Source organism: Pseudarthrobacter adonitolis (assembly GCF_055412845.1).
In genome coordinates this window covers 1-23801 of record NZ_JBVAYW010000026.1, presented here as the reverse complement: position 1 = coordinate 23801, position 23801 = coordinate 1, and the positions used below count along the sequence as shown (strand labels likewise).

Annotated in this window: 23 protein-coding genes and 1 pseudogene; 12 read left to right on the top strand and 12 right to left on the bottom strand. The window is 62.9% G+C overall.

What is annotated here, in order from left to right; all coding sequences use genetic code 11:
- The 3 genes from ACZYZ4_RS17560 to ACZYZ4_RS17550 all read left to right on the top strand — a co-directional run bounded on the left by ACZYZ4_RS17560 (position 1) and on the right by ACZYZ4_RS17550 (position 3165).
- Positions 1-426 carry a heat shock protein transcriptional repressor HspR gene (locus tag ACZYZ4_RS17560; protein ID WP_256468729.1) on the top strand — a complete coding sequence of 142 codons (426 nt, stop codon included), beginning with the start codon at positions 1-3 and terminating at the stop codon, positions 424-426.
- Positions 427-519: 93 nt separating this feature from the next.
- The gene (locus ACZYZ4_RS17555; RefSeq protein WP_463862959.1) at positions 520-912 is read left to right on the top strand and encodes a hypothetical protein; all 393 of its coding nucleotides are present in this window, start codon (positions 520-522) and stop codon (positions 910-912) included.
- 327 nt (positions 913-1239) lie between these two features.
- Positions 1240-3165, top strand: a complete 1926-nt coding sequence (locus ACZYZ4_RS17550) for an FAD-binding monooxygenase (protein ID WP_463862958.1) — start codon at positions 1240-1242, stop codon at positions 3163-3165.
- Between the two features lie 154 nt (positions 3166-3319).
- On the opposite strand, the gene ACZYZ4_RS17545 is transcribed toward ACZYZ4_RS17550, so the two are convergent.
- Entirely contained in the window at positions 3320-4177 is an 858-nt protein-coding gene (locus ACZYZ4_RS17545; RefSeq protein ID WP_463862956.1) for a prephenate dehydratase, read from the bottom strand.
- A gap of 664 nt (positions 4178-4841) precedes the next feature.
- On the opposite strand from ACZYZ4_RS17545, the gene ACZYZ4_RS17540 reads away from it, so the two are divergent.
- On the top strand, positions 4842-5006 hold the full coding sequence (locus ACZYZ4_RS17540) for a hypothetical protein (RefSeq protein ID WP_463862954.1): 165 nt from the start codon (positions 4842-4844) through the stop codon (positions 5004-5006).
- 200 nt (positions 5007-5206) lie between these two features.
- On the opposite strand, the gene ACZYZ4_RS17535 is transcribed toward ACZYZ4_RS17540, so the two are convergent.
- From ACZYZ4_RS17535 to ACZYZ4_RS17510, 6 genes are all read right to left on the bottom strand, one after another.
- The gene (locus ACZYZ4_RS17535; protein WP_463862953.1) at positions 5207-5479 is read right to left on the bottom strand and encodes a hypothetical protein; all 273 of its coding nucleotides are present in this window, start codon (positions 5477-5479) and stop codon (positions 5207-5209) included.
- Positions 5480-5502: 23 nt separating this feature from the next.
- Positions 5503-6525: an ABC transporter ATP-binding protein gene (locus ACZYZ4_RS17530; protein ID WP_463862952.1), complete on the bottom strand. Its 1023-nt coding sequence runs from the start codon at positions 6523-6525 to the stop codon at positions 5503-5505.
- A gap of 8 nt (positions 6526-6533) precedes the next feature.
- Positions 6534-7589 (bottom strand): ABC transporter ATP-binding protein, encoded by a 1056-nt coding sequence (locus tag ACZYZ4_RS17525; RefSeq protein WP_463862951.1) that lies wholly within the window; start codon positions 7587-7589, stop codon positions 6534-6536.
- On the bottom strand, positions 7586-8587 hold the full coding sequence (locus tag ACZYZ4_RS17520) for an ABC transporter permease (protein ID WP_463862950.1): 1002 nt from the start codon (positions 8585-8587) through the stop codon (positions 7586-7588). The genes ACZYZ4_RS17525 and ACZYZ4_RS17520 overlap by 4 nt, the downstream gene beginning before the upstream one ends.
- Before the next feature lie 63 nt (positions 8588-8650).
- On the bottom strand, positions 8651-10375 hold the full coding sequence (locus ACZYZ4_RS17515) for an ABC transporter substrate-binding protein (RefSeq protein WP_463862948.1): 1725 nt from the start codon (positions 10373-10375) through the stop codon (positions 8651-8653).
- 38 nt (positions 10376-10413) lie between these two features.
- Positions 10414-11469: an ABC transporter permease gene (locus ACZYZ4_RS17510; protein ID WP_463862946.1), complete on the bottom strand. Its 1056-nt coding sequence runs from the start codon at positions 11467-11469 to the stop codon at positions 10414-10416.
- A gap of 144 nt (positions 11470-11613) precedes the next feature.
- On the opposite strand from ACZYZ4_RS17510, the gene ACZYZ4_RS17505 reads away from it, so the two are divergent.
- A complete protein-coding gene (locus ACZYZ4_RS17505) occupies positions 11614-13080 on the top strand; it encodes a chlorohydrolase family protein (protein ID WP_463862944.1) in 1467 nt (488 codons plus the stop codon).
- Positions 13081-13114: 34 nt separating this feature from the next.
- Positions 13115-13816 (top strand): GntR family transcriptional regulator, encoded by a 702-nt coding sequence (locus ACZYZ4_RS17500; RefSeq protein ID WP_463862942.1) that lies wholly within the window; start codon positions 13115-13117, stop codon positions 13814-13816.
- Between the two features lie 524 nt (positions 13817-14340).
- Here ACZYZ4_RS17500 and ACZYZ4_RS17495 read toward each other — a convergent pair.
- On the bottom strand, positions 14341-14949 hold the full coding sequence (locus tag ACZYZ4_RS17495; protein WP_463862940.1) for a TetR/AcrR family transcriptional regulator: 609 nt from the start codon (positions 14947-14949) through the stop codon (positions 14341-14343).
- Positions 14950-15031: 82 nt separating this feature from the next.
- Here ACZYZ4_RS17495 and ACZYZ4_RS17490 point away from each other — a divergent pair, with 82 nt between their 5' ends.
- The 3 genes and pseudogenes from ACZYZ4_RS17490 (at position 15032) to ACZYZ4_RS17480 (ending at position 16782) form a co-directional block, all read left to right on the top strand.
- Entirely contained in the window at positions 15032-15349 is a 318-nt protein-coding gene (locus ACZYZ4_RS17490) for a putative quinol monooxygenase (protein ID WP_463862938.1), read from the top strand.
- Between the two features lie 489 nt (positions 15350-15838).
- Positions 15839-16383: pseudogene (locus ACZYZ4_RS17485) on the top strand (DUF4158 domain-containing protein).
- A gap of 33 nt (positions 16384-16416) precedes the next feature.
- On the top strand, positions 16417-16782 hold the full coding sequence (locus tag ACZYZ4_RS17480) for a thioesterase domain-containing protein (protein WP_463862936.1): 366 nt from the start codon (positions 16417-16419) through the stop codon (positions 16780-16782).
- 236 nt (positions 16783-17018) lie between these two features.
- Here the strand turns inward: ACZYZ4_RS17480 and ACZYZ4_RS17475 are convergent, their stop codons facing one another.
- Positions 17019-18212, bottom strand: a complete 1194-nt coding sequence (locus ACZYZ4_RS17475; RefSeq protein ID WP_463862934.1) for an IS30 family transposase — start codon at positions 18210-18212, stop codon at positions 17019-17021.
- 269 nt (positions 18213-18481) lie between these two features.
- On the bottom strand, positions 18482-19060 hold the full coding sequence (locus ACZYZ4_RS17470; RefSeq protein WP_463862932.1) for a hypothetical protein: 579 nt from the start codon (positions 19058-19060) through the stop codon (positions 18482-18484).
- A gap of 132 nt (positions 19061-19192) precedes the next feature.
- On the opposite strand from ACZYZ4_RS17470, the gene ACZYZ4_RS17465 reads away from it, so the two are divergent.
- A complete protein-coding gene (locus ACZYZ4_RS17465) occupies positions 19193-20110 on the top strand; it encodes an aminoglycoside phosphotransferase family protein (RefSeq protein WP_463862992.1) in 918 nt (305 codons plus the stop codon).
- Between the two features lie 66 nt (positions 20111-20176).
- Here ACZYZ4_RS17465 and ACZYZ4_RS17460 read toward each other — a convergent pair whose 3' ends face one another.
- Complete coding sequence (locus ACZYZ4_RS17460; protein ID WP_463862930.1) at positions 20177-20776, bottom strand: CGNR zinc finger domain-containing protein; 600 nt, start codon at positions 20774-20776, stop codon at positions 20177-20179.
- 52 nt (positions 20777-20828) lie between these two features.
- On the opposite strand from ACZYZ4_RS17460, the gene ACZYZ4_RS17455 reads away from it, so the two are divergent.
- The gene (locus ACZYZ4_RS17455; protein WP_463862928.1) at positions 20829-22082 is read left to right on the top strand and encodes an MFS transporter; all 1254 of its coding nucleotides are present in this window, start codon (positions 20829-20831) and stop codon (positions 22080-22082) included.
- 457 nt (positions 22083-22539) lie between these two features.
- Positions 22540-23208, top strand: a complete 669-nt coding sequence (locus tag ACZYZ4_RS17450; protein WP_463862926.1) for a vitamin K epoxide reductase family protein — start codon at positions 22540-22542, stop codon at positions 23206-23208.
- A gap of 61 nt (positions 23209-23269) precedes the next feature.
- Here ACZYZ4_RS17450 and ACZYZ4_RS17445 read toward each other — a convergent pair whose 3' ends face one another.
- Positions 23270-23578 (bottom strand): hypothetical protein, encoded by a 309-nt coding sequence (locus ACZYZ4_RS17445; RefSeq protein WP_463862924.1) that lies wholly within the window; start codon positions 23576-23578, stop codon positions 23270-23272.
- Between the last annotated feature and the right edge of the window lie 223 nt (positions 23579-23801).

The following is a 23801-nucleotide window of genomic DNA, read 5'->3' as shown; positions in this document are numbered from 1 at the left end:
GTGGACATCAGCGCTGACCAGCCGATCTTCGTGATCTCCGTCGCGGCTGAACTGGCGGATATGCACCCGCAGACGCTCCGGCAGTATGACCGGCTGGGCATCGTCTCGCCCAGCCGGGCGCCGGGGAAGTCGCGCCGCTACTCGCAGCGGGACATCAACATGCTGCGCGAAGTCCAGCGGCTGTCCCACGAAGGCGTCTCGCTCGAAGGCATCAAACGAATCCTTGAGCTTGAGAACCAGGTGGCCGCGCTGCAGCGCAGGGTGAGCGAGCTGACCGAGGAGCTGGGCCGCCGTCGTGATCCCCTTGATTCGCGGATCTTCGCGGCCGGTGCCGCCGGCGATGTGGTGAGCCTGGCCCGCGGCCAGCGCCCCCGCGCGCGGTCCCAGGCCGTGGTGGTCTGGCGGCCCAGGGCGCTGGGAAACTAGAGTACTCACTACTCGTGACCGGACCGCCTCCACTGGCTTGAATGGAACTTCAGCTGTCTCACAGCGCAGGTTCGAGCTTCTGGGGGTTTTCGCGTGTTTGGTTCTTCAGTCGTTATATTCGCAGGGTCAAGTGTTGGGCTGATCCTGCTTGCCATCGGTCAGACCGTCGTGGTGGTGTGCGTGTGCTTTGACATGGTGCGGGCGCTGTCCGTGCCGAGGTCGCACCGGCGCTACGTGGCCAGCACGGTCTTCCGAACGCTGGCCATTCCGTCCATCATCGCCGCCGGTATGAGCGTCCTGATCGACGCACTGGCATGGTCCTGGATGGACGTTGGCATGTCGATGTTCGTGATGGTGGCGATCATCTTCCGCCTGCACCACGACAAGGACGAAGACAGCTGGTGGAAAGGCAAAGGCAAGAAACTCGCCCGCTGGGCCCGCCGCCAGTTCAGCTCCGGAACGTCGGTAGCCCCGGCGATGGGCTGACCCGGGTTTCGACAAACTCAACCACCGGTGCCGGGGATCGAGCCTGTCGAGATCCTGATACGCGTCGAATTCTGCTCGATCATCCAGCCCTGCCTACTCGCCAGGGCCCGGAGTTCCAAAGGTTTTCGCGCGCCGCCGTCGAATGACGGAGCAGAATCCGACGGAGGCTGCCCCGGCCTGGCTGCTCCGGCGCGCGGTCGCAGGGGCTGGTTGTGGCTTGCATCACGGCCGCGTAGAATTCCACTTCAGGGCATGATTCGTATATCGAACGTCGAGTTCTATTATCGAACTCTACTTGCCAGCCACCCAACGAAGTGAGGAAAGCCCGTGCAGTTCCACCACCACGGTTACGTATCCGGTGACCCGCGGGTCCAGCCAGCTGCCGGCGTCGGTCTTGACCGGCCTGCCGAGCTTCCCGACGAAGTGGACGTGCTCATCGTGGGCACCGGTCCCGCGGGCATGCTCACCGCGGCCCAGCTCTCCCGGTTCCCCGGCGTCACCACGCGCATCGTGGAGCGCCGCGCCGGGCGGCTCGTCATCGGCCAGGCGGACGGCATCCAGGCTCGCAGCGTCGAGACCTTCCAGGCCTTCGGTTTCGCCGAGCGCATCATCGCCGAGGCGTACCGCATCACCGAAATGGCGTTCTGGAAACCGGACCCCGCTGACCATTCCCGGATCGCCCGCGCCGCCCGCACGCCGGACGACCCCACGGGCATCAGCGAGTTCCCGCACCTCATCGTCAACCAGGCCCGCGTGCTGGACTACTTCGCCGAGTTCATGGCCAACGCGCCAGCGCGGATGTCGCCCGACTACGGCTATGAGTTCCGTAGCCTCGAGGTCGGCGACGGCGAGTACCCCGTCACCGTGACGCTCGTCCACACTTCAGGACCTGACGAGGGCCAGGAGCGCGTTGTCCGGGCCAAGTACGTCGTCGGTGCGGACGGAGCACGCAGCAAGGTGCGCGAATCGATCGGCTGCACCATGGCCGGCGACCAGGCCCATCACGCGTGGGGAGTCATGGATGTCCTCGCCGTCACCGACTTCCCCGACATCCGCACAAAATGTGCCATCCAGTCCGGTGCGGGCGGCAGCATCCTGCTGATCCCACGCGAAGGCGGCCACCTCTTCCGCATGTACGTTGACCTCGGCGAGGTCGCGCCGGAGGACCGCGGGGCCGTGCGCAGCACCACCATCGAGCAGATCATCGGCCATGCCAACACCATCCTGCACCCCTACACCCTGGACGTCCGCAACGTCGCCTGGCACAGCGTGTATGAGGTCGCCCACCGCCTCACGGACAGGTTCGACGACGTCCTGCCGGACCAACGCGGGACGCGCACACCGCGCGTGTTCATCACCGGCGATGCCTGCCACACGCACAGCGCCAAGGCCGGCCAGGGCATGAATGTCTCCCTGCAGGACGGCTTCAATCTCGGCTGGAAGCTCGGACATGTGCTCGAGGACCGCAGCCCCGCCAGCTTGCTGGCCACGTACTCGGCCGAGCGCCAGGTAGTGGCGAAGAACCTCATCGACTTCGACAAAGAGTGGTCCACCATGATGGCGAAGAAGCCCGAGGAGTTTGTGAACCCCTCCGAGCTTGAGGACTTCTACGTCAGCACCGCCGAGTTCCCCGCAGGCTTCATGACCCAATACACGCCGTCCCTGGTCACCGCAGAACCGGTGCACCAGGATCTGGCCGCCGGCTTCCCCATCGGGAAGCGGTTCAAGTCCGCGCCCGTGGTGCGGGTGTGCGACGCCAACCCGATGCATCTCGGCCACCACGCCACGGCGGACGGCCGGTGGCGCATCTACGTCTTCGCCGGCGGAGCAGCACACGAAACGGGACAGCAGGCGCCGCCGTCGTCCGTCGTCGACTTCGCCGAGTGGATCGCGAACTCGCCTGAATCGCCGCTGGCCGCAACGCCGTCGGGCGCTGACCGTGACGCGTGGTTCGACGTGAAGGTCATCTACCAGCAGGACCACACAAACGTTGATATCGGGGCCGTTCCGGCGGCGTTCAAGCCGTCAGTCGGGCCGTTTCAGCTGACTGACTACGAGAAGGTTTACGCCACCGATCCCGCAGCTGACATCTTCGAGCTGCGCGGCCTGGACCGCGGAGGGGTGGTGGTAGTGGTTCGGCCGGACCAGTACGTGGCCAATGTCCTGCCTTTGGGCGCGACGGCGGAACTCGCCGCGTTTTTCGCGCCCCTCCTACTGCTCCGTGAGAAGGGGGAGCTGCCCCAGGAGGCATGACCGGCGGGGCATTTCATGGCTGAACAAGAAGACGAGGACCGCGGGCCCAGGGTCAACTGCGCGTCTTCGTCTTCGTCATCGCTTCAGCCATCATCATCGCGTTCTCCATCTGGGCGATGCGGACGGCCGCGCCAAGGAGTGACGCGGCCAGGGATCAGGCGGTGGCTGTCTGTGCGGTCCGGAACTCGGCAGCGGCATAGACACCCAGGATGCGGACTTCGGTGGTGAAGAAGTCCAGCTCCTCAAGGGCCAGGCGCAACGGCAGGTCTTCGGGGTGTCCTTCGACGTCCACCATGAACATCGTGGCGGCGAATTCGTCGCCCACCATGTAGCTCTCCAGCCGCGTCATGTTCACGCCGTTCGTGGCGAACCCGCCCAGCGCTTTGAACAGCGCCGACGGCACGTTCCTGACACGGAACACAAAGCTGGTTACCGCCGGTCCGGGCAGTTCTTCCCGGGTGGGCAGTTCCTTTTCCCGGGCCAGGACCACAAAGCGGGTGGTATTGGATGGGTCATCCTCGACCCGCGACGCGAGCACCTCGAGGCCGTAGATCTCGGCCGCGAGCGGGGGAGCGAGGGACAGCTTGGTGGGGTCGTTCCACTCCCGGACCTCCCGGGCGGAACCGGCGGTGTCCCCGGCAATGACTGGACGCAGCCCGGCCTCCCTTATCAGGCGGCGGCACTGGCCGAGGGCGTGGATGTGGCTGTGGACCTCGGTGGCGGCCTCGATGGTGCTGCCTGGAATACCCAGCAGGTCAAAGTGGATGGGCAGGAAGAACTCGCCCACGATCTGCAGGTGCGACTGAGGGAGCAGGACGTGGATGTCTGCCACCCGGCCGGCGATCGAGTTCTCAATCGGAATCATCGCCAGCTCCGCCTCTCCGCTGGAGACCAGCTCGAAGGCGTCCTCGAAGCTGGCACAGGGAACGCTTTCCAGCTGGGGGAACATCTGCATGCACGCGATATTGGAGTTGGCGCCGGGCTCACCCTGGTACGCAATCTTCTGGGCCATGGTCCGTATGGTTTCACGGCAGGCGCCCACCCGCCCAACTAAGTCGCAGCAGGTGTCGTTTTGGGCGCTCAAAACGACACCTGCTGCTACTTACTTGGGCTGACGCGGAGCCAGAGTCATTGATGCGGCGCAAGCGTCACGCCGTCGTCGAGCTTGAAAACCACCTCCGTGAGGAGGCCGGCGGCGGCGGGTGAGTAACCGGAGAACGTCACCGCCGGAAGGTGTTGGGGGCCGTCGCTGAAGTTTGCCAGGACGAGGATTGTGCTTCCCCGCCTGGCGCTGGTAGCCCAGGACGTCCGGGGCGTTGGTGTGGAAGCCGATGAGCCGCGTGCCCGCCAGTTCGGGCCCCCGCCCGCACCTCGATCATCCTCCGGAGGCGGCTGAAGATCTTGCCTCCGGGCGTGGCCGGCTTCCTACCGCTTGGTCGGGTTCTGAGGAGGATCGGTACGGAAATCACGTTTAGGGGCGCCGGCGCGAATTCCGGCTTCGGATGGCGGAATCTCTCGGTTCTACTAGGCGACGGCCTGCAGTGGGCGCTTGCTGTCCGGGCGGTTCCGGCGCTGATTGGAGCAATCCTCATCCAACGCTCCGGAGGACGGCCGACGGCGGCCCCCGCCACTGTGGGCACCCGGTGCTGGCCAGCCGCCCGAGCATCCTTCGCCTCATGGCGCCGGGACTCGGCCTGCTGGTGGCGGCGGCCCTGCTCGCGGTCCTGACAGCGCCGGCAGATCTGCAGTTACCCGCCGCCGGCTTGCTGCACACGCTGACGGGTGGCTGGGAAGTGACGTTCTGGCCGTCGCGGGCTTCTTCGCCATCCGCGGACCAGTAGCGACCACGGAGCGGTCCGCGTTGTTGGTGGAGCCCGGCGCGAAACCCTCGCTGGTTCGATAATCCTTCCGTTCAACGGCGGGAATACCGTTTGCTGTTACAGGCCTAGACGAGTTCCTGCTGGTCCGCCACTACCTAGGGTGCAGGGATCGATGCCGCCCATGACGTTGGCACCGGCCTTCAGCGCCTCTTCCATAAGCTCTACCGTGCCCTCCTCCAGGAGCAGGCGGCCTGGGGGAAAGCGATGATGTCCACCGAGGCCTGATTCTTGAACTGTTCCTTCGCGGTGGCAACAGCCTCGAAGCGCTCCAACCTGCAATCCACGTCCACGTACTGCGGTGACGCCGTCCGGAACCGCCCGTTGTGGGTCATGCGGCTCGACGCGGTGATCTTGCCGCCTGTCTCGCCCGCAGCGATAGTAACGTCGCTGAGCGCTTGAGCCCAGGGGCGGACGGCGCGGATCAGGGTGTTCAATGTTTGCTCCGTTGGTGATGGGACTATTGCACACCGGTCAGGGCCGCTGCTGCCAACCCGGTGTGGTGGCAGGCCGGGACGGCGGGCGTGGCTGGTGCCGGGATCTCGTTCATGCAACGCTGCCGTTGCTCCTCGGAAAGGCTGCCAATTAGCGGGCAGCGTGTCCGGAAGACACAGCCGCTGGGCGGATTGGCCGGCGAGGGGAGGTCACCGCGGAGCCGGATCTTGACCTGTTCCCTTGCGGCGCGGGGGTCCGGAAGCGGTACAGCCGAGAGCAACGCCCTGGTGTACGGGTGCAACGGGTTCTGGAAAAGCTCGTCCCGTGGGCCTTGTTCCACGATCTTGCCCAGGTACATCACCGCAACTTCGTGGGAGATGTGCCTCACCACGGAGAGGTCGTGGGCAATGAAAATGTAGGAAACGCCGGTGTCGCGCTGGATCTGCTGCAGCAGGTTCACCACTTGCGCCTGCACGGATACGTCCAGGGCAGACACAGGCTCGTCGCACACGATCACGGACGGGTTCAGGGAAATGGCCCGGGCAATGCCCACGCGCTGCCGCTGCCCACCGGAGAACTCGTGTGGGAAGCGGTTGTAGTGCTCAGGTTTGAGCCCTACCTGATCAAGAAGTTCCTTCACGCGGTTCTTGAGGCCGCCTTGCGGGTTAATCTTCTGGGCCACCATGGGTGCCGCGATGGCTGTGCCCACCGTCTGCCTCGGGTTCAGGGACGCGAAGGGGTCCTGGAAGATCATCTGAACTTTGCGCCGGAAGTTGTACAGGTCCCGGCCATGCAGCTGGCTGATGTCTACGCCGTCCACGAGGATCCGCCCACCGGTCGGGTCCATGAGCCGCGCCAGCATGCGCCCGGTGGTCGACTTGCCGCAGCCGGACTCACCCACGAGCCCCAAAGTCTGGCCTCGGGCGAGACTGAAAGACACGCCGTCGACCGCTTTGACGGAACGCTTGGCGGCCCGCGGCAGGAGGCCGCCCTTCAGCGGAAAGTGCTTCTGGAGGTTCTCCACCTGGAGAATTGCCTGATGTTCCATGGCGGGTCCTAACGCGAATTCCGGATGGTGATGACCTGCGGGCCGCTCAAATGGCAGCGCGTGCCGTGCCCGTGCTCGACCCGCAGTCCAGGCCGCTGCCTGGCGCAGACGCCGCCACCGACGAGTTCGGCGTATTGGCACCGCGCGCTGAAGATGCAGCCCTTGGGCAGGTCAAGGAGCGACGGCGGCTGGCCAGGGATGGGGTTCAGCTGGCCCGCGGAGCTGTTGAGCGTAGGCATCGAGTTGAGCAGGCCAAGGGTGTACGGGTGCCGGGTGTCGTAGAAGATCTCGTCCACGGGACCCGACTCGACGCACTGGCCGCCGTACATCACCAGGACGTCGTGGCAGACCTCAGCCACCACGCCCAGATCGTGCGTGATGAGGATGAGCGCAGAGTTGGTTTCCTGCTGGAGTTCGGACATGAGGTCCAGGATCTGTGCCTGCACCGTCACGTCCAGTGCCGTGGTGGGTTCATCCGCGATCAGCAGCTCGGGTTCGCAGATCAGCGCCATTGCGATCATTGCCCGCTGGCGCATGCCGCCGGAGAAGTGGTGGGGGTACTCGTCGAAGCGCTGCTCGGGACTGGGGATACCCACCTTTCCCAGCATGTCGACGGCGGACGCCCGGGCCTGCTTTTTGCTCGCCTTGTTGTGGACCAGATAAGCCTCGGCGATTTGATGGCCCACGGTGTAGAAGGGGTGCAGCGCCGAGAGGGGATCCTGGAAGATCATGCCGATGTTGCGGCCGCGGAGCTGGCGCATGGCGGACTCGGGGAGCGTGACCAAGTCCTTACCCTGGAACATGGCCTGTCCCGTGACCTGCGCGGACGTGCCCTTCAAGAGACCCATGAGTGCTTGGCTGGTGACCGACTTGCCTGAGCCCGATTCGCCGACGATGCCAAGGGTCTGGCCGCGCTCCAAGGTGAAGTCCATGCCGTTGACCGCCGAGACTACGCCGTCGTCCGTAGGGAACTTCACGGAGAGGTTCCGGACGTCAAGGAACGCCTCTGCTCCGGAGCCCGGCGCTGGGCGGGTGCGCGACTGGGTGAGTGGCGTGCGGGTCATTGGAGCCTCACTCGGGGATCGATGGCGGCATAGGCGAGGTCCACCACAACGTTGGCGACGATGACGAAGAAAGCTGCCAGCATGGTGATGGCCATGGTGACCGGGAGGTCCCCGGAAATAGCGGCGTGCACTGCGGTGAAGCCCAGGCCGGGGACAGAGAAGATCTGTTCGGTCAGGACTGCGCCGCCCAGCAGCAGGCCGATGTCCATGCCGAGCATGGTGACCACGGGCGTGATGCCGGCGCGGACTCCGTGCTTGAATGTGACGGTCCGGGGTGCGAGGCCCTTGGCGCGGGCGGTCCGGATAAAGTCCTCACCGAACGTCTCGATCATGTTGGTACGCGTGACCCGGATGTACGAGGCACTGAAGAGCACGGCCAACGCAATCCAGGGCAACAGGTAGTTGGCCACCCAGGCACCCGGACCCTGCGGGCCAAACGGGCTGTTGATCTCGTTGGTGGTGAAGGGCAGCAGGTGCAGCTGGTTGACGAACAGGAGCAGCAGGAACAGGCCCGTGACCGGGATAGGCAGCGAGACGCCCACCGAGGCGGCGCCAACGATGAATTTGTCCACGGGCGAGCCCTTGCGCAGGGCGGCTAGAAGGCCCAGGCCTACGCCGGTGATGGTCCACAGGACCAGGGCGCCTATGGCCATGGAAAACGTGTAGGGGAGCGAACGGCCAATGATGTCGGCAACGTTCTCGTTGGTTTGGAAGGACTTGCCCAGGCAGGGCCATTCGCAGAGGGTCTGGGCACCCGGCGCACCGATCATTCGGGACGAGAAGAGACCGCGCATGTAGTCGGCGTACTGGACAAAGAAGGGCTGGTCCATGCCCAGGGCAACGCGCGCGTCGGCGACGCGTTCGGGTGTGCATTCCTGTCCGCATGCTGCAGCGGCGGGGTCGGACGGGCCAAGCTGGAAGAGCGTGAAAGTGATGAAACTGACTGCGGCGAGCAGCAGAACCAACGATCCGGTCCTGCGAAGAATGAAAGTCTTCATTGTGGTGGTTGCGGGCCGCCCGCTGGTGCAGGCGGCCCGCTTCTCCTTCTGGACTAAGCCCGGTTAGTGCTCGACGCCAACGATCGAGAGGTCGATGCCGCCGAAGAAGTAGCCCACCTGGGCATTGCGGACGTTGGAACCCACCACGCTGTTGGTGTGGCTGCGGATGAGCGGGATGATCGGATAGGTCTTCAGGGCCTTGTTGAACTCCTCGGCCCACTTCTTGCCCAGTTCCGCGGAAGTGCCGGCCGTGTTGCGCAGCTCGTACATCGCCTTGGAGACCTCCGGATCGAAGTAGCGGGAGGTGTTGGAGAAGCCGTAGCTGGTGCCGTCGTTGTTCGGTCCCAGCAGCGGGTCCGCGGAGGTACGGACCGACGACGGATCGGCGCCGCCGCACCAGCCGGAACGGCCCATGTCCGGCAGCTGGTCGCTGGCCAGCACCGAGTAGTAGTTCGGCGCCGGGATCGGCACGAGCTGTACGTCTATGCCGAGGGCTTTCAGGTTCTGCTGGACAACGGTGCCGGTGTTCTTGAAGGCGTCCCGGTTGTTGGCGTAGCCGTACGTCAGGGTCTTCGGGTAATCCTTGCCTTCAAGGAGCTTCTTGGCCTCCTCCAGCTTGGGCTTGCCTGCAGGATCGAGTTCCAGGCCTGGGTCCACGTAGCCCACCATCTTCGCGTTCAGGGGGCTCTGCTGAAGCTCGCCGAAGCGGCGTCCACCGTACTGGACCAAGATGGACTGGCGGTCCAGGGCAAGCGCGATTGCCTTGCGGACGTCCGGGTCTTTGATCTTCTCCGTGTTCAGGCTCAGGACGTCATTGCAGCCAAGGAGGCCGGACGCTACGCGGTCCTTGACGTTCGCGTCTGCCAGTTTGGCGGAGTCCGATGTCTGGAGCGCGCCGTTCGAATCGAGGGTAATGGCGTTCGGGTCCGAGTCAGCCAGCAGTTGCTGGCTGATGGTGGCCTGGGAGGTGGAGAGCGAGAAGCTGAAAGTGTCCGGCAGGGCGGTGCGGTTGGGGTCCGTGGCGGGATCCCAGTGGGGGTTGCGGACCAGCTTGAGGGACTTGCCCCGGTTGTAGGACTCCACCATGTACGGGCCCGAGGATACGGGGTGGTTGGTGTAGTCCAGCTTCGTGTCCTTGGCCTTGGGGACCGGAGCCGTGTTGGAGCGGGACGCCAGAGCGGAAAATTCAGCGAACGGCTTCTTGAGGTGGAATACGACGGTGCGCTCGTCGGGCGTTTCAACCGCCTTGAGCACGGCGGAAGGGTCCTTGTACGGCCCCTTGTACCCGCCGTCGTCGAGCGCTGCATTCAGTTCCTGCGGCGCCTGGGTGAAGACGTCTTGCGCGAAGGTGCGCTCCACGCCGTACTGGATGTCGGCGGAGGTGATGGGCGTGCCGTCCTCGAACTTCACGCCTTCCTTGAGGGTGAATGTCCAGCTGAGGCCGTCGTCGGAGACCTTGCCCGTGTCCGTGGCGAGGTCCGGGACGACGGTGGGCGGCTGGCCGGCTGTTTCCTTGGCCATGGTCAGCGTCCGGTAGTACAGCTGGCCGACGTTGGCCGTCTGGACGTAGTTGCTGTTTCCCGGGTCCAAGGTCTGGAAGTCGGATGACATCAGGACGTTGATGTTTCCGCCCTTGCCGTTGAAGCCAGATTTGACCACGTTGGGGGCCAGTTCGGTGACCGACTCTGCGGGCTTGGAACTGCTGGGCTGGTTTTGGCCGACGGCGCAACCGGTGGCGGCCATGGCAATCAGCACGGACAGTGCCAGAGCTCTTGTGGGGGTTTTCATGGTGCTCCTGTCAGGGTGGGTGAAGGGCGATGCGGGGATTAGTTGCGTGAGGCTTTGGGGTCCAGGGCATCCCGGACGGCGTCGCCCAGGAGGTTGAAGGCCAGGACGGTGATGACGAGCATGATGCCGGGGACAGCCAGGAACCAGGGGTCGCTGAGGTACCAGTTGCCGGACTGTGCAGCGTTCAGCATTTGGCCCCACGACGGTGTGGGGTCCTTGACGCCGACGCCCAGGAAGGACAGTGCTGCTTCGGCGGAGATGTTGGTGGGGATCAGCATGGTGGCGTACACCAGCACGACTCCCATGACGTTGGGAATGATCTGGCGGAACAGGACGCTGATGTGCGAGGCGCCAAAGGATCGCGCGGCTTCCACGAACTCCCGCTCGCGGAGGCTCAGAACTTGTCCGCGGACGACCCTGGCGAGGTAAGCCCAGCCGAAGAAGCCAAGGATGATCACCAGCGAGGCCATGGGCAGGAAGCTGCCTTCACCCAGCGGGGTATCGCGGAGCCGGGACTGAAGGATGGGCGTCAGGGAGAGCACCAGAAGCAGATGCGGAAACGCGAGGAAGAGGTCCATGATGCGGCTGATGATGGCGTCCGTCTTGCCACCGAAATACCCGGCGGCCGCACCCAGGACGGTTCCAAGAACAACGGAAACAGCGGTGGACAACAGGGCGATGGTGAGGGAAACCTGACCGCCGTAGGCAAGCCGGGCGAAGAGGTCGCGGCCCAGGCCGGGCTCGACGCCCAACCAGTGCTGGGCCGAGGGGTACATGTAGCCGGCGAGTGGCAGCCCGGGTGTCTGGAAGTCGTCCAGTACTTCCGGGCTTGTGTTGGACGTGAAGGGGTCGTTGCCTGACATTGCGCTGAGCATGGGGGCCAGGATGGCGAACAGCATGATGGCCACCACCACGCACAGGCTAAGGAGCGCGATCTTGCTGCGCCGGATCCTCATCCACGCCGTGGCGAGCAGTGAGCGCGCTTCGGCAGGTGCGGCTGCTTTGCCCTCCGACGACGTTGCCGGAGGCAGCGGCGGGCTGCCGGTGCTTGGTTCGACGGACTGTATCTGGGTCAACGGTTCTGCTCGTTTCATGATCCAAGGAGCGTGCTCCGGAATTCTTGTATACCAGATTAGACTAGAGCAGGATCTGTGCGATGTAAATCACAAATAATGTACTGTTTGGAATACCAGCGAGCTTCCACAATCCCTTTGCCGGACAGGAATATAGGAGTCACAGTGCTTACCAAGGTCACCGCCCGCTACGTGCTGGGCTTCAGGAACGGTCATCACGTGCTGCTGGAAGGCGCCTGCGTGGTCTACAGCGGCACCTCCATTGAGTACGTCGGACATGACTATGCCGGTCCGGTGGACAAGGAACGGCAATTGGGGGACGCCTTACTGATGCCGGGACTCATTGACCTGGATGCGCTCACTGATATTGACCACCTCATCCTGGACAGCTGGGCCGGGCCGGAGCAGGCCAAAGGCCACCAGTGGTCCGAGGATTACTTCCGCAACGGCCGGACTGACGTCTTTACTGCCGAAGAACGCCAGCAGGTCCGCGAATACGCACTCATCCAGCTCATGCTGCACGGCATCACCACCTACATGCCCATCGCATCGGAGGTGCACTCGGAGTGGGCGGAGCCCCTCGAGGAACTCCGTGGGATGGCGGAGACCAGCCGTCGGCTTGGCTTGCGCGCCTACCTCGGCCCCGCCTACCGCTCAGGCGTGAACGTCGTGTTGGAAAACGGCGAACGTTCGGTGAGGTTCGACGACGGCCGCGGCCGCGAGGGGTTCGCGGACGCCTTGTGCTTCATTGACCACGCGACGGAACTTAATGATCCTCTGGTCAACGGTGTCCTCCTCCCTTGCCGCATTGAGACGTTGGACATCGAGTTGCTCAAAGCCACGGCGGCAGCCTCGGAAGACCGTGACGTTCTGGTACGGCTTCACTCGCTTCAGGGGTTGGTGGAGCGGGAGCTAATCATGGACTGGCACGGAGTGACGCCGCTGGAGCTCTTGGATCAGGTCGGCCTGCTCAACGAACGCCTGCTGATTCCCCACGCTACCTACACAGACCGCAACCCCGCAGTGTTCGGGGAGGACCGCGGTGATCTCGCCCGGCTGGCCGGCAGTGGTGCCAGCATCATTCATTGCCCCCTAACCTCCATGCGCTACGGCAGTGCGCTGGACTCTTTCAACGCGTATAAAGCGGCCGGTATCAACATCTCCTTGGGTACCGACTCGTTCCCGCCGGACCTCATCCGCGGCATCGATGCCGGCGTGCATCTCGCCAAGATCCTTGCAGGCGCCAACGACGCCGGTGACGTCGCCGGATACTTCGACGCCGCCACGCTAGGCGGTGCGAAGGCTCTCCAACGGCCCGACCTTGGACGGCTGGAGCCGGGTGCCCAGGCGGACCTGGTGGCCTTCTCCTTGGGGGACATCCGCGACGGCGTCCACGAGGACCCGCTCCGGACCCTCCTGCTCAACGGCACTGCCCGCCAGGCGGTGCTCTCCGTAGTTGCGGGGCGGACCATTATGGCCGACGGTTTGATCGAGGGTGTGGATCTGGAGTGCTGGCGCGTGAAGGGCCAGGAACTGTTCGACAAGATGCGCCGCGCCTACACCGTCCGGGATGCCCGGAACCGCCCGGCCGATGAGCTGTTTCCTCCCGTGTATGCTCGGTTGGAACGCTGACCGGCGCCGCCCGGCGGTGGCAGTGGACGCTGGCATGAAGGGAAGTTGGGCAGTGGCTGAGGCGATGCCGGAAACCGGGAATGGCCGCGATGACGAGGCCCGCGCGGAGAACGTCTACCAGCTGGTGTTGGAGGGCATCGTCACGGGCAAGTACGCCCAGGGGATGCGGTTGCGTGAGCGCGAACTCTCCGAGCTCTACAACGTCTCACGCATCCCGGTGCGGGAGGCCATCCAGCGCTTGGAGCAGGACGGCTTCGTCGCAACCTTTCCGCGCCGCGGCGCCGTGGTCCGGCAACTGACCCTTACGGACGTCAACGAGCTCTTCGACGTCCGTCTGTGCCTGGAAACCTTCGCCGCCAGGATGGCCGCCACCCGTGTTGCCGAAGGCCAGTCCGGCGGACGTCTGGAAGAACTCATGGAGGCGTCCAAGGCCGCCATCGATGAGGAGCGCACCGACGACGTCGCCCTGATCAGCGCCGAGCTGCACGCCGAAATCGTGCGCCTCTCGTGCAACAAGCTGCTGATCGAATCTGTGAAACCCCTGTTCGGGCGGATGCGCTGGATCTTCGGGCTTACCCACAACCGCAGGAACGAACTCCAGCGCGAGGAACACACGGAACTGTGCAACGCGATCCTGAAAGGCAGGCCGGACCTGGCCTACTCACTGGCGTATTCGCACATTGAGTTGGGCCGCGAACCTGTTTTGGCCGGCCTCGCGGAGACGCTGGAGCCTTGAACCGTGTCGCCATGACGAGACCATTGAGCCGCTAAAATGGCTGTGCGCCAGGCCAAACAAACGGAAAAAGAACCCCGCAGCATGGATTCCCGGCCGGCCGTTCTTCAGGCGCGTTTCCGGGCGTAGGCTCGGCCCATGCGTAGCGTCCGAGCCGACTCGAGTGATCCCGTTGGAGGTGGTGATTCAGCTCCTGAGTACCGAGTACGCTTCGCGACTCCGCCGCCTGCAGCACACTGGGAGGACCACCATTTCACAAGAGACGGACGGCCTGAGCCTCACTCGCGCTATGCGCTGATTTACGGACGGCCGGCCGACGAAGCAACCATCCGTGAGATTGTCTACTCTGAGTCCCAGTAGATAATTCGCGAACGGAGGCGCCCACTCTCCGAAGCGGGACCACCGCCATTCCGTAAGCCGAACGTCTAGCGGGATCGGGGGACTTTACGCACGATCGGCAAGGATCGCTTAGTTGCTCTGGCTCACCAACTGATTCGTGTGCTTCTGCGAACTGCCAAACACGACTGTTAGCGCTGGTCTTGCGGTGCGATTCCTTGCAGAACCTGATCAACCAACGCCTCGATGGTGGGCCGGTCAAGAGGCCCGTGTCCGAACAACAACCGCAGGTACACAGGTCCATACAAGCCGTCGAGCACCACTTCGGGGTCCAAATCAGCTCGCAGTTCACCACGTTCGATGGCGCGGATGAGGAACTCGCGCCCCGCTGCCCGCCGCGGCTCAAGCCAGCTTGTCCGGAAGGCCGTGGCCAGCTTGGCGTCGTGTTGGGCCTCACCCAAGAGCGAGATAGTCATCTGCCCCAGACTGGTTTCGCCGAGCATGTGCGCGAGGGCGGACAGCTGGGCGACAAGGTCCTCCCGCAGGGATCCACTGTCAGGAAAAGCGAGGTCGGCTTCAACCTCTGACAGGAACGCCTCCAGCAGTATCGCTCCCTTGCCCGGCCACCACCGGTAGATAGTTGCCTTGCTCGCACCAGCCCGGTCTGCGATCGCGTCAATGGTCATGCGTGAGTATCCAGATTCTTCAAACAGGCCGATGGCTGCGCTCAAAACCGCTTCCTGCGTGCGCGATGAACGCCGCGACGGCTGCGTCGGCTTCTCGAGGTGCTGGTCTTTCACAGTGTGATCCTATTCGAAACGAAACGATTCGTGTAGGTTTGTATCGAAACGATTCGTTTCGCTAAAAAGGAGAGGACAGTTTATGTCTCAGATCGCCCTGTTCATCACCCACCGGACCAAACCTGGGCAGCGAGAGGCCGTTCAGGCCGTCTGGCAACGGCATATGGCCCCGGCCGTCCAGGCCAACGACGGCCACGAGTCGTACTTTTACTGCATCGACCCTGCCGACCCGGACCTCGTATGCGCCTTCCAGTTGTACCGCGACGCCTCCGCTGCCGCCGCCTTTTTGAAAACAGCGGCCTACCGTGGATATGAGCAAGAGGTCACTCCTTTGCTCCTGGGCGCCCCTGGCGTCAAGAAGCTTGTACCCGTCTGGTCCAAGGCGAGTCCGGGCCGCTAATAGCGAGATAATTCCTTCGCCGGACTGCCCGTCCGTATGGCGAAACGAACAACCGCCAGATATAACCTTCCTCGCACTTCCTCGCACGAGACTGGGTTTCAGCCCTGGGCCGACATGTACGTAAGTGGCCACGGCGAGCACTGGCGTGCCGCTGCTCAATACGTCGACGGAATCAAGCGGCTAGGGAACAGACCCTCGCTTAGGAATGAACGCTTGGGTAAGTCCCGTTTCCAAAGAAGTGGGACGGGCTCGGCGCGGGCCTTTGGCCAACATGGTTGCCACCAATAGCGGGGTCTGAGGAGGATCGGTACGGAGATTCACGGTAAGGGATCCGGTGGCTGTTGAATTGGTGCCATGGCGGTTGATTTCCTAAGTGATGAGCAGGCCACAGGGTTCGGCCGATCTCCCTGATCAGGTGTCGCTGGAGGACCTGGAACGCTTTTGCTGGTTGGACGATGCCGATCTGTCGGTAGTCGGCCGCCGCCGGGGATGCACAACCGTCTGCGATTCGCTGTGCAGCTTGCTACGGTGCGGGTCGTGGGCCGGTTCCTGACGGATCCGTTGGATGTTCCCTGGCCGGTGGTCGAGTCCCGGGCCGGACAGTTGGGCATTGCGGATGCCTCCGTTCTCAAGCTATACGCGCAGCGGGACAGACCGGCTACGAGCATGCAGCGGAGATCTCCGCCGTCTACGGGTACGTGGACTTCGCCGATCCGACCAGGCCCGAGGAACTGAAGTTGTTCCTGTCGGCCAGGGCGCGGACGTCGTCGGAGGGGCCGGTGCGCTTGTTTGAACGGGCGGCGGTCTGGTTGCGTGAGCGGAAGGTCCTGCTTCCTGGCATCTCCACGTTGACGCGTCTGGTTGCAGAGGTCCGCGCCGAGGCGAATGACCGGCTCTACTCTGCTCTGATTAACGCGGCGGGCCCCAAATCACAGTTTGAATGGCGTTTGCCGTTCCGTTTGGGGAACGGCGGTTTCAGGCGGTCATTGCAACAGGAGTCCTTCGATCAGTTCGATCGGTTTTTTGAACTCTAGTCTTTTGTNTCAACTAGCGACCGGGCTTCCGGCGTGCATCTGTTTTGCCTGCATCACGCCGGCGGAACCACCGCGAGTTTCGCGGCCTGGCGCTTTTCCGGCGTCCACGTCACGAAGCTGGGCTACCGGGGGGGGAGACTTCGGGTCTGTCGCTTGAGCCGCAGATGTCCTTGGCGAGCGGATGGAAGCGTCGCAGTCGCCCCGGCTTGCCTCTACGGCCACAGCATGGGAGCGATCCTTGCGTTCGAGGTGGCCCTTCGGCTCCAGGACGCCGGCCGCGTGGAACACGTCTTCCTGGCGGCCGCTCGTCCGCCATTTGAAGCGCCCGACAGCGGTGCTGCCGCCCCCTCGGTAGCAGCTGCCGCAGCTCGCGCTATCGACAATCCGATGTCGCACTGAGTTCACTGGTCACGTAGGCCCTCGGGGGATCTGCAATCTTCCAGTTCCGATGCCGGCTTTCGTTGCGTTGGCTCTCGCGCTCTTCTGTATTTATCAGGCAACGCGAGCGTGGAGAGAACTTAGAAGTCACCTCGCAAAGACGTCCGAAAACCAAAAGCCCAGCACTAGGACGCCGTGACAAAGTCCTGCAGCTCCGATGAATTACTTAGGCCTGCGGCCCTTCGCTGCCGTCCCGTTCAGGGAACGGCGGTTTCAGGCGGTCGTTGCAATAGGAGTCCTTCGATCAGTTCGATCGGTTTTTTGAACTCTAGTCTTTTGCGTGGCCGGTCGTTGAGTTCCTGGGCAACCCAGTCGAGGTCTGCCTGGCTGTGGATGCCCAGGTCCGTGCCCTTGGGGAAATACTGGCGGAGCAGGCCATTCGTGTTTTCATTGATGCCGCGCTGCCAGGGCGAGTGCGGGTCCCAGAAGTAGATGTCGATGCCGGTGTCCATCTTCACGGTTTTCCAGTCCTGCATCTCGATGCCCTGATCCCAGGTCAGGGAATGCCTCAGCGCCTCGGGAAGCGTCTTGATCTTCGCGACCAGCGCATCACGCATCTGCTCGGCCCTGTACCCGTCCGGCAGGTGCACGAGCATCGTGTAATTGGTGGTCCGTTCCACCAGTGTCCCGATCGCGGACTGGTTCCCCTTGCCGATGATTAAGTCCCCCTCCCAGTGCCCCGGCATGGCCCGGTCCTGAACCTCGGGAGGACGTTCGGAAATGTTGATCATGCCCGGGATCCGGTTCTTCCGCTGACCGGCTTTCCTGCAGGGCTGCCTGACCGCCCGCCCGGTGCGCAGGCACGCGGTCAGATCACGCTTCAGCGCCCCGCGGGACTGCACGTACAGGGACTGGTAGATCGTCTCGGGTGACACCCTCATCTCCGGCTCATCGGGGAACTCAATCCGGAGCCGTCCTGCGATCTGCTCCGCTGAGTAATTCTTTTTCAGGTCCTCTTCCACCTTCGCACGCAGCACGGTGTTCGTGTGCAGTTTCGCCGGTTTCGGCCGCGAGGCCCGCTCATACGCCAGCGCGTGGGCCAAGGTCGCCCGGTAAGGCAATCCTGCCACCGAGTTACGGCGCAGCTCCCGGGAAACCGTCGAGGCAGACCGGTCGATCAGGGCCCCGATCGCCCTTAGGGAGCTTCCCTGGGCGCGCAGCACCGCGATCTCTTCACGCTGGGCGAAGGTCAGGCACCGGCCCTTCAGATCCCGGCCGCGACGAGGCCTGACACCCCCGGCCTCCGCCAGGACACGGCGCCCAGTCCGCCTGCTCGTATTGATCGGCACCACAGCATCCGTGATGAAATCACCGGCCTGCATCCCGGCCCAAAACACCTGCAGCAAACCCGGTCTTACGTAGATCGAATACCTCGCCATAACAACACCCATCCGCTAAGTGTTGCAATCACCGCAAGAACCCAAGGTTCTGCTTACGGACAAGTAGTGGCCGTGCAGACGACTTCGGAAAATGACAGCTGCGTCGGCGGGCTTCCGCAGCACGGTGATCGACCGTCTTACGGACGCCGAGCTAACCGGGCGACGGCGAGAAAACTCGATCCGTTGTAGAAGCTGTAAATGCCCCACCTCATCGGAGCAACAGTGTCGATTCTCGCAGGCTTCCAAGTCTTTGGAGTGCCACCAAATGGGTGCGCTACTGGCTATCGATTGAGGAAGTACGCATGGCCGAGAGCAGCTGAGAGGTTGTCGTTGGTGTACTCGGGAAACTTGGATCTCAGTTGTTCCATGTGGGGGCCATCCCAGGAGCGCCATACTAGGTTCGAGGCGCTTTTGATGACCTCGCCTGCTTTCTGTTTCGCCGTTTCGATCTCCTCCGACGAGAAGGTACTGCCAAGCTCGTGCTGTATGTGGATATAGCCGAGGCCGTCCTGGACGTAGTGGCTGCCGTACTTCGTGTTGAGAAGATACAGAACGAACACTGCGTTCAGTACATCGAGTGTCTTGGCTTCCTCAATTTCCGATCGCCGGCGCCGGAGACCGTTCTGCCTGTTTTCCTCGGCCCATTCCATCGCGCGGGTGAGCTCGCGCTCATAGGCTTCTGGTGGGAACCCCGGGGCGACGGACTGCATCCGTTCAACAGTTCGTTCCCGGGTCCATCCGTCGTACAAGTGGCGGCAGGCGTGCCAGTTCGAGCTGGCCCTGATTTGGTCCGCTGAGTTAGGTTCACTGCCACTGTCGTGGCGTGTTTTGTCTTCCGAGCGATCGTTCTCGTTCCCCATCCTTCGACTGTAGAGCACATCGACAACCGGTTCTTCAGTCGAGGGCACGTGTCCCTTCCCCGTCACAGGACGCGTTGCAGTAGGCGATCGCCTTGCGGGCATCAGGGGCGCAGTAGTGTCGTTTATGTGACCATGCACCAGGACGAGATCGGTATCGGTGCGGAGACTGCCGAACAGCTGATCGTGGAGCAGTTCCCGGAGTGGCGCAACGAGGTCGTCGAGCAGATCAAAACCGGTGGGACTGTCAACGCGATCTACCGGATCGGAACTGCTCGAACGGCACGGTTTCCGCTTCGCGCTTCCGACCCAAGCGGCGTGGCGGCAGATTTACGGCGCGAGGCGTCGGCGATGCGGGAGCTGTTGACTGTCTGTCCGTTCCCCGCACCAATACCTATCGCTTTGGGGCGTCCGGGTCATGACTACCCCTTGCCATGGACGGTTCAGTCATGGCTGCCTGGCAAAATCGCAACGCCGCGAGGTGTTGCTCACGCCGATGACTTCGCCAGGGATGTTGCCGAACTCGTTGGAACACTCCGCACGGCCCCTATGCGGGGCCGTCGTTTCGCCGGGTCTGGGCGCGGTGGGCACCTTCCCGACTCAGACAGGTGGATGGAAACATGCTTCCATGAGAGTCAGCAGCTGCTCGACGTGCCTGTCCTCAGAGCCTTGTGGGCGCGATTCCGTGCCCTGCCGCGGACCCAAGCCGACGTCATGACGCACGGGGATCTCATCCCGGCGAACCTCCTCGTGAGTGACCACAGCCTCGCAGGCGTACTCGACACCGGCGGCTTCTCGGCCGCAGATCCCGCTCTCGACCTGATCGCTGCGTGGCATCTGTTCGACACTGAGGCTCGCTCGGCATTTCGCGAAGTTCTCAGTGCCAGCGCCACCGAGTGGCAACGCGGTGCTGCATGGGCCTTTCAACAAGCCATGGGTCTGGTCTGGTACTACCAGACGTCGAATCCCGAAATGGCTCAGCTCGGCCGGAGCACTCTCACACGCATTGTGCACGATGCCGAGCTCTCGAGCACCCTCCCCACCGCCCGGTAAAGGTTCCCCCAGAGGGGCGGCGAATGTGCAACGCCTTGCCGCAGCAACCGCGGGGCTATTGATTCGTTAGAGCGGTCGCCGTGATGGTCCGTCTTGGGTTAGTTTTCTTTGTCGATGGGCGGCCACCTTGGCACGGGTTTGGCATGATGTCGAGCAGAAACGTCGAGAGTGGTTCCGTGTCCCGTCGAGGAAGATCCGCTCGCACCGGATCGCCCCACATGATTTGAGGTTCTCGGCCTCGGCGCTGCCCAGGAGCATGGCAATAGCAACAGTGAAATCGCCGGACCATTGTTCCGCTGGCGAGGCGTTTCTACTTGAAAAGTGAAGGTGCCACGGTCCGTGGGCGTGTTCCATCAGGTACGGTCGAACATTTTGCTCGGCCAACAGTTGATTAGTTGCGGTAGCGGCGGCGCCGGCGTTCCCGCGGGCCGCCTCATCAAGGGCGGTCCAGAGCCTTGCCCCCATCTCACCCATGAACTCCACCTCGGGTTCCATGAGCTCCGGTGGGGTTTTGATCGCCAGTAGCAGCGCCTCCGCCGTCATGGCTCGAGCAGCCTCACCCGCCTGTGGATTGATTGGCCGGCCGAACGCGAGCTGAGGTCCAAAAGAGTTCGCCAGGGACAGGGCCCCCTTGAGTGCCGATTGAAGATGCAGTGTCACGTCCATGCTTCAAACGTAGCCTACATTTGTAACTGTTCAGATCTATCTAGGTGGTTACGTGCGGTTTGGAAGTGTGGAGTTTTGGAAATTGTGGATGGGAAACCTCTGCGCAGGATTAGCCACCGCGTTGCTGCCGGTGGTCGTTGCCCTTGCTGTCCTTGACGAGGGGCTGTCACCAGCCATTCTTGGTGGCGTCCTGGCCGCACGCACCGTTGGTTTTCTCGTCGCGGCACCGGTCGCGGGCGTTCTTGCGGATGTGGCCCCGCGCCAGCTCGTGGTCCTTGCCGCGTCGGTGTGCGCGGCCGTAGGCACAGTGGTTCTGCCCATGGTCATGCACGAATGGTTTCTCATCCCGGCGCTGCTGGCGTTCCTGGTCGGGATCGGCCACGGAGCCTACCGGCCGGCCTTCCAAGCACTGGTCGCCGACGTCGTTGACATTACGAAACGACACGAAGCCAATGCCTTCATCACCCTCAGCAGCCGGGTCGTTTTGGTCGTTGCCCCGAGTGCTGCCGCTATATTGTCCACACAGATCAGCCCCGCACTGGTCCTGGGCGGCAGTGGGGCACTGTGGGGCGTCGTCCTGCTCACCGCCCTCGCCCGCAAGGAAGATGCACCGCAACGCAGGAGCGCACCGATCGTGGCGGCGCATCCCATCAAGAACTTTGTCAGCAGCTTCATAGAGGGCCTCCAGGAAGCGCGGAACCACCGCTGGTTTATCGCCGGACTATGCGCCTTGGCAGCCCAACTGGCCACGGGCTATGCTGCAACCCAAATCCTGCTCCCCGTCATCAGTGAGGAAGAATTCGGTGGCAGTGTTGTCTTGGCAACGGCTCTCACCTGCTACACGCTCGGCTCTCTTGGCGGCGCAGCCGCGATGATGCGTTGGCGCCCCCGCCGACAAGGCCACTTCGCCCTCCTGGGAATGGCTTTGTATGCGGGAGTCCCCGCCGTCCTGGCCCTGCCCGCACCTGAATGGGGCATTTTCACCGCTTACGCCATCGCCGGATTCGGCGTCCAGATGTTCAACGTCCCATGGTTCACAGCAACCCAACGCGAAGTACCCGCACACCTCCTGGCCCGCGTGTCCTCCATCGACTTCCTCGTCTCCTATGGGCTCGCACCCATCGGCCTGATTATCCTAGGACCAGCTAGTGCAGCCTTTGGATCTTCCCCCGTCTTATGGATCTGCGCGGGAATATGCCTCACCGCCCCTTGTCTGGCCGCACTCGTGCCCAGCAGCAAACACTTCACCATCACCCGGGGCTCGACAGACTTGGATATCAGGACCGAAACAAAAGCGACCGTCTAATCACTCGTGACGCGCGTCGGCAAACCCATCGAAATGACGGTGCAGGGATTAGCAGCCACCTGACTACCTGACTCGAGCAGCCAAACAACGCCCCTGGCATGGCTCAGGGCAGCGAATCTCAACAGTCGAGTAGCTAATTGTCCCGCCGGAGGTGCCCTCAGCGGATGGCGGCAACCGCTGTTTCTTGGTGGGCGCCTCTGATGGGACGTTTGGGGCTTCACATCAATAATCCTCGAGAATCGACAGGAGGATCTACGCTGAGGCACCATGAGCGTCAGAGAAGTATTTGAACTGGGGGCATGGTGACAGGCGGCAGCGGCAATAACTATTGGCGGATCTTCGGCTGGATCATAGTACTGCTAATTGTGGGTGTCATCGTGGCGGGATTGTGGGCCACGACCACAGTCATGCCAGCAAATTCGTGACCCCACCCCCGGATGAAAAGGACGCCATACGAATGCCCAGCACCTCACCAGCAACCGACATCGTTGCCCCAGGTCCGGCCGGGGCTTCAGGCAACCGGACGGTGACTGCCCCGCCAATGACCGGCAACCGGCAACTCGGTTGGCTGATGCTCATGACCGGCATCATCGGCTGGCTCGCCTCAGGCGTTCTGGTCCTGGAAAAGCTCGCGATGCTTATGGACCCAAACCACACCACCGTCTGCGACGTGAACCCCTGGATTTCCTGCGGTCAGGTCATGCAGCGATGGCAAAGTTCCGTGTTCGGCTTCCCAAACATGTTCATCGGCATCGTGGCCTTCGCCATCATCATCACTGTGGGAATGGCGCTGCTTTCCGGTGCCACGTTTGCCCGATGGTACTGGCTGGGCCTCCAAACAGGAGTGACGCTCGGCTTCGTCTTCGTGGTCTGGTTGTGGTCCCAGGCCCTCTACGACATCCATGTTCTCTGCCCCTTCTGCACGATCGTATGGGCGGCTATGATTCCACTCTTTGTGTGGGTGACCCTCCGAAACATAACGGCAGGCGCAGTCCCCGTTCCAGAAAAGGCAGCCCAGATCCTTGGAGACTCCGGTTGGATCATCGTCGCTCTGATGTACGTGGCCGTCGTCGCAACCATCTTCTTCGCCTTTATCCAGGTCTTCGCAGGAACCTCGGGTTTCTGACGCTGCTATTTGAAGACTCCTTGCGGGGCACGACCGCCGACGGGGCGCTATCAGCCCCCAGTCAAACGAGAGCGACGACCTCGACCAAGGTCAACAAACCGATAACCAGCATCGACATCCCAATCATGCCGCTACCAATAAATGTGTACTCCCGAGTTCGAGTTCCCGGCGGCAGGAGCTGGCTGAAGGACATACCTGCTAGGCCGATGCCGACTCCGATAACAAGCATCGAGCGCGAAAACATTCTGATCGGAAAACTGTCCCTCCAAAGAACGGGCAGAAGTACGCCGACACCTAGAATCACTAACCCCAAAACCACCGTGGCTTTAAGAAGTCCTCTGCGCCCAGTAGCTTTCACTTGCCGGTCCATGGCCCCCCCATATCCGTCGATTCATATCCGGGCAGATTGCTCCTCACATGCACCGATTTGTACGACTGGTGACCAGCTTAAGGCCGCTACCCCCAAGTGTCCCGTAGAGGGTTCCTTGGGTTCTTGCGGTGATTGCAACACTTAGCGGATGGGTGTTGTTATGGCGAGGTATTCGATCTACGTAAGACCGGATTTGCTGCAGGTGTTTTGGGCCGGGATGCAG

What these genes read in the sequence shown, in the direction of transcription:
- ACZYZ4_RS17545 (WP_463862956.1), bottom strand. Translation starts at nt 4,177, where the DNA reads ATGGCCCAGAAGATTGCGTACCAGGGTGAGCCCGGCGCCAACTCCAAT.
- ACZYZ4_RS17540 (WP_463862954.1), top strand. Translation starts at nt 4,842, where the DNA reads ATGGCGCCGGGACTCGGCCTGCTGGTGGCGGCGGCCCTGCTCGCGGTC.
- ACZYZ4_RS17530 (WP_463862952.1), bottom strand. Translation starts at nt 6,525, where the DNA reads ATGGAACATCAGGCAATTCTCCAGGTGGAGAACCTCCAGAAGCACTTT.
- ACZYZ4_RS17525 (WP_463862951.1), bottom strand. Translation starts at nt 7,589, where the DNA reads ATGACCCGCACGCCACTCACCCAGTCGCGCACCCGCCCAGCGCCGGGC.
- ACZYZ4_RS17520 (WP_463862950.1), bottom strand. Translation starts at nt 8,587, where the DNA reads ATGAAGACTTTCATTCTTCGCAGGACCGGATCGTTGGTTCTGCTGCTC.
- ACZYZ4_RS17515 (WP_463862948.1), bottom strand. Translation starts at nt 10,375, where the DNA reads ATGAAAACCCCCACAAGAGCTCTGGCACTGTCCGTGCTGATTGCCATG.
- ACZYZ4_RS17510 (WP_463862946.1), bottom strand. Translation starts at nt 11,469, where the DNA reads ATGAAACGAGCAGAACCGTTGACCCAGATACAGTCCGTCGAACCAAGC.
- ACZYZ4_RS17500 (WP_463862942.1), top strand. Translation starts at nt 13,115, where the DNA reads ATGAAGGGAAGTTGGGCAGTGGCTGAGGCGATGCCGGAAACCGGGAAT.
- ACZYZ4_RS17490 (WP_463862938.1), top strand. Translation starts at nt 15,032, where the DNA reads ATGTCTCAGATCGCCCTGTTCATCACCCACCGGACCAAACCTGGGCAG.
- ACZYZ4_RS17475 (WP_463862934.1), bottom strand. Translation starts at nt 18,212, where the DNA reads ATGGGTGTTGTTATGGCGAGGTATTCGATCTACGTAAGACCGGGTTTG.
- ACZYZ4_RS17470 (WP_463862932.1), bottom strand. Translation starts at nt 19,060, where the DNA reads ATGGGGAACGAGAACGATCGCTCGGAAGACAAAACACGCCACGACAGT.
- ACZYZ4_RS17465 (WP_463862992.1), top strand. Translation starts at nt 19,193, where the DNA reads ATGCACCAGGACGAGATCGGTATCGGTGCGGAGACTGCCGAACAGCTG.
- ACZYZ4_RS17460 (WP_463862930.1), bottom strand. Translation starts at nt 20,776, where the DNA reads ATGGACGTGACACTGCATCTTCAATCGGCACTCAAGGGGGCCCTGTCC.
- ACZYZ4_RS17450 (WP_463862926.1), top strand. Translation starts at nt 22,540, where the DNA reads ATGCCCAGCACCTCACCAGCAACCGACATCGTTGCCCCAGGTCCGGCC.
- ACZYZ4_RS17445 (WP_463862924.1), bottom strand. Translation starts at nt 23,578, where the DNA reads ATGGACCGGCAAGTGAAAGCTACTGGGCGCAGAGGACTTCTTAAAGCC.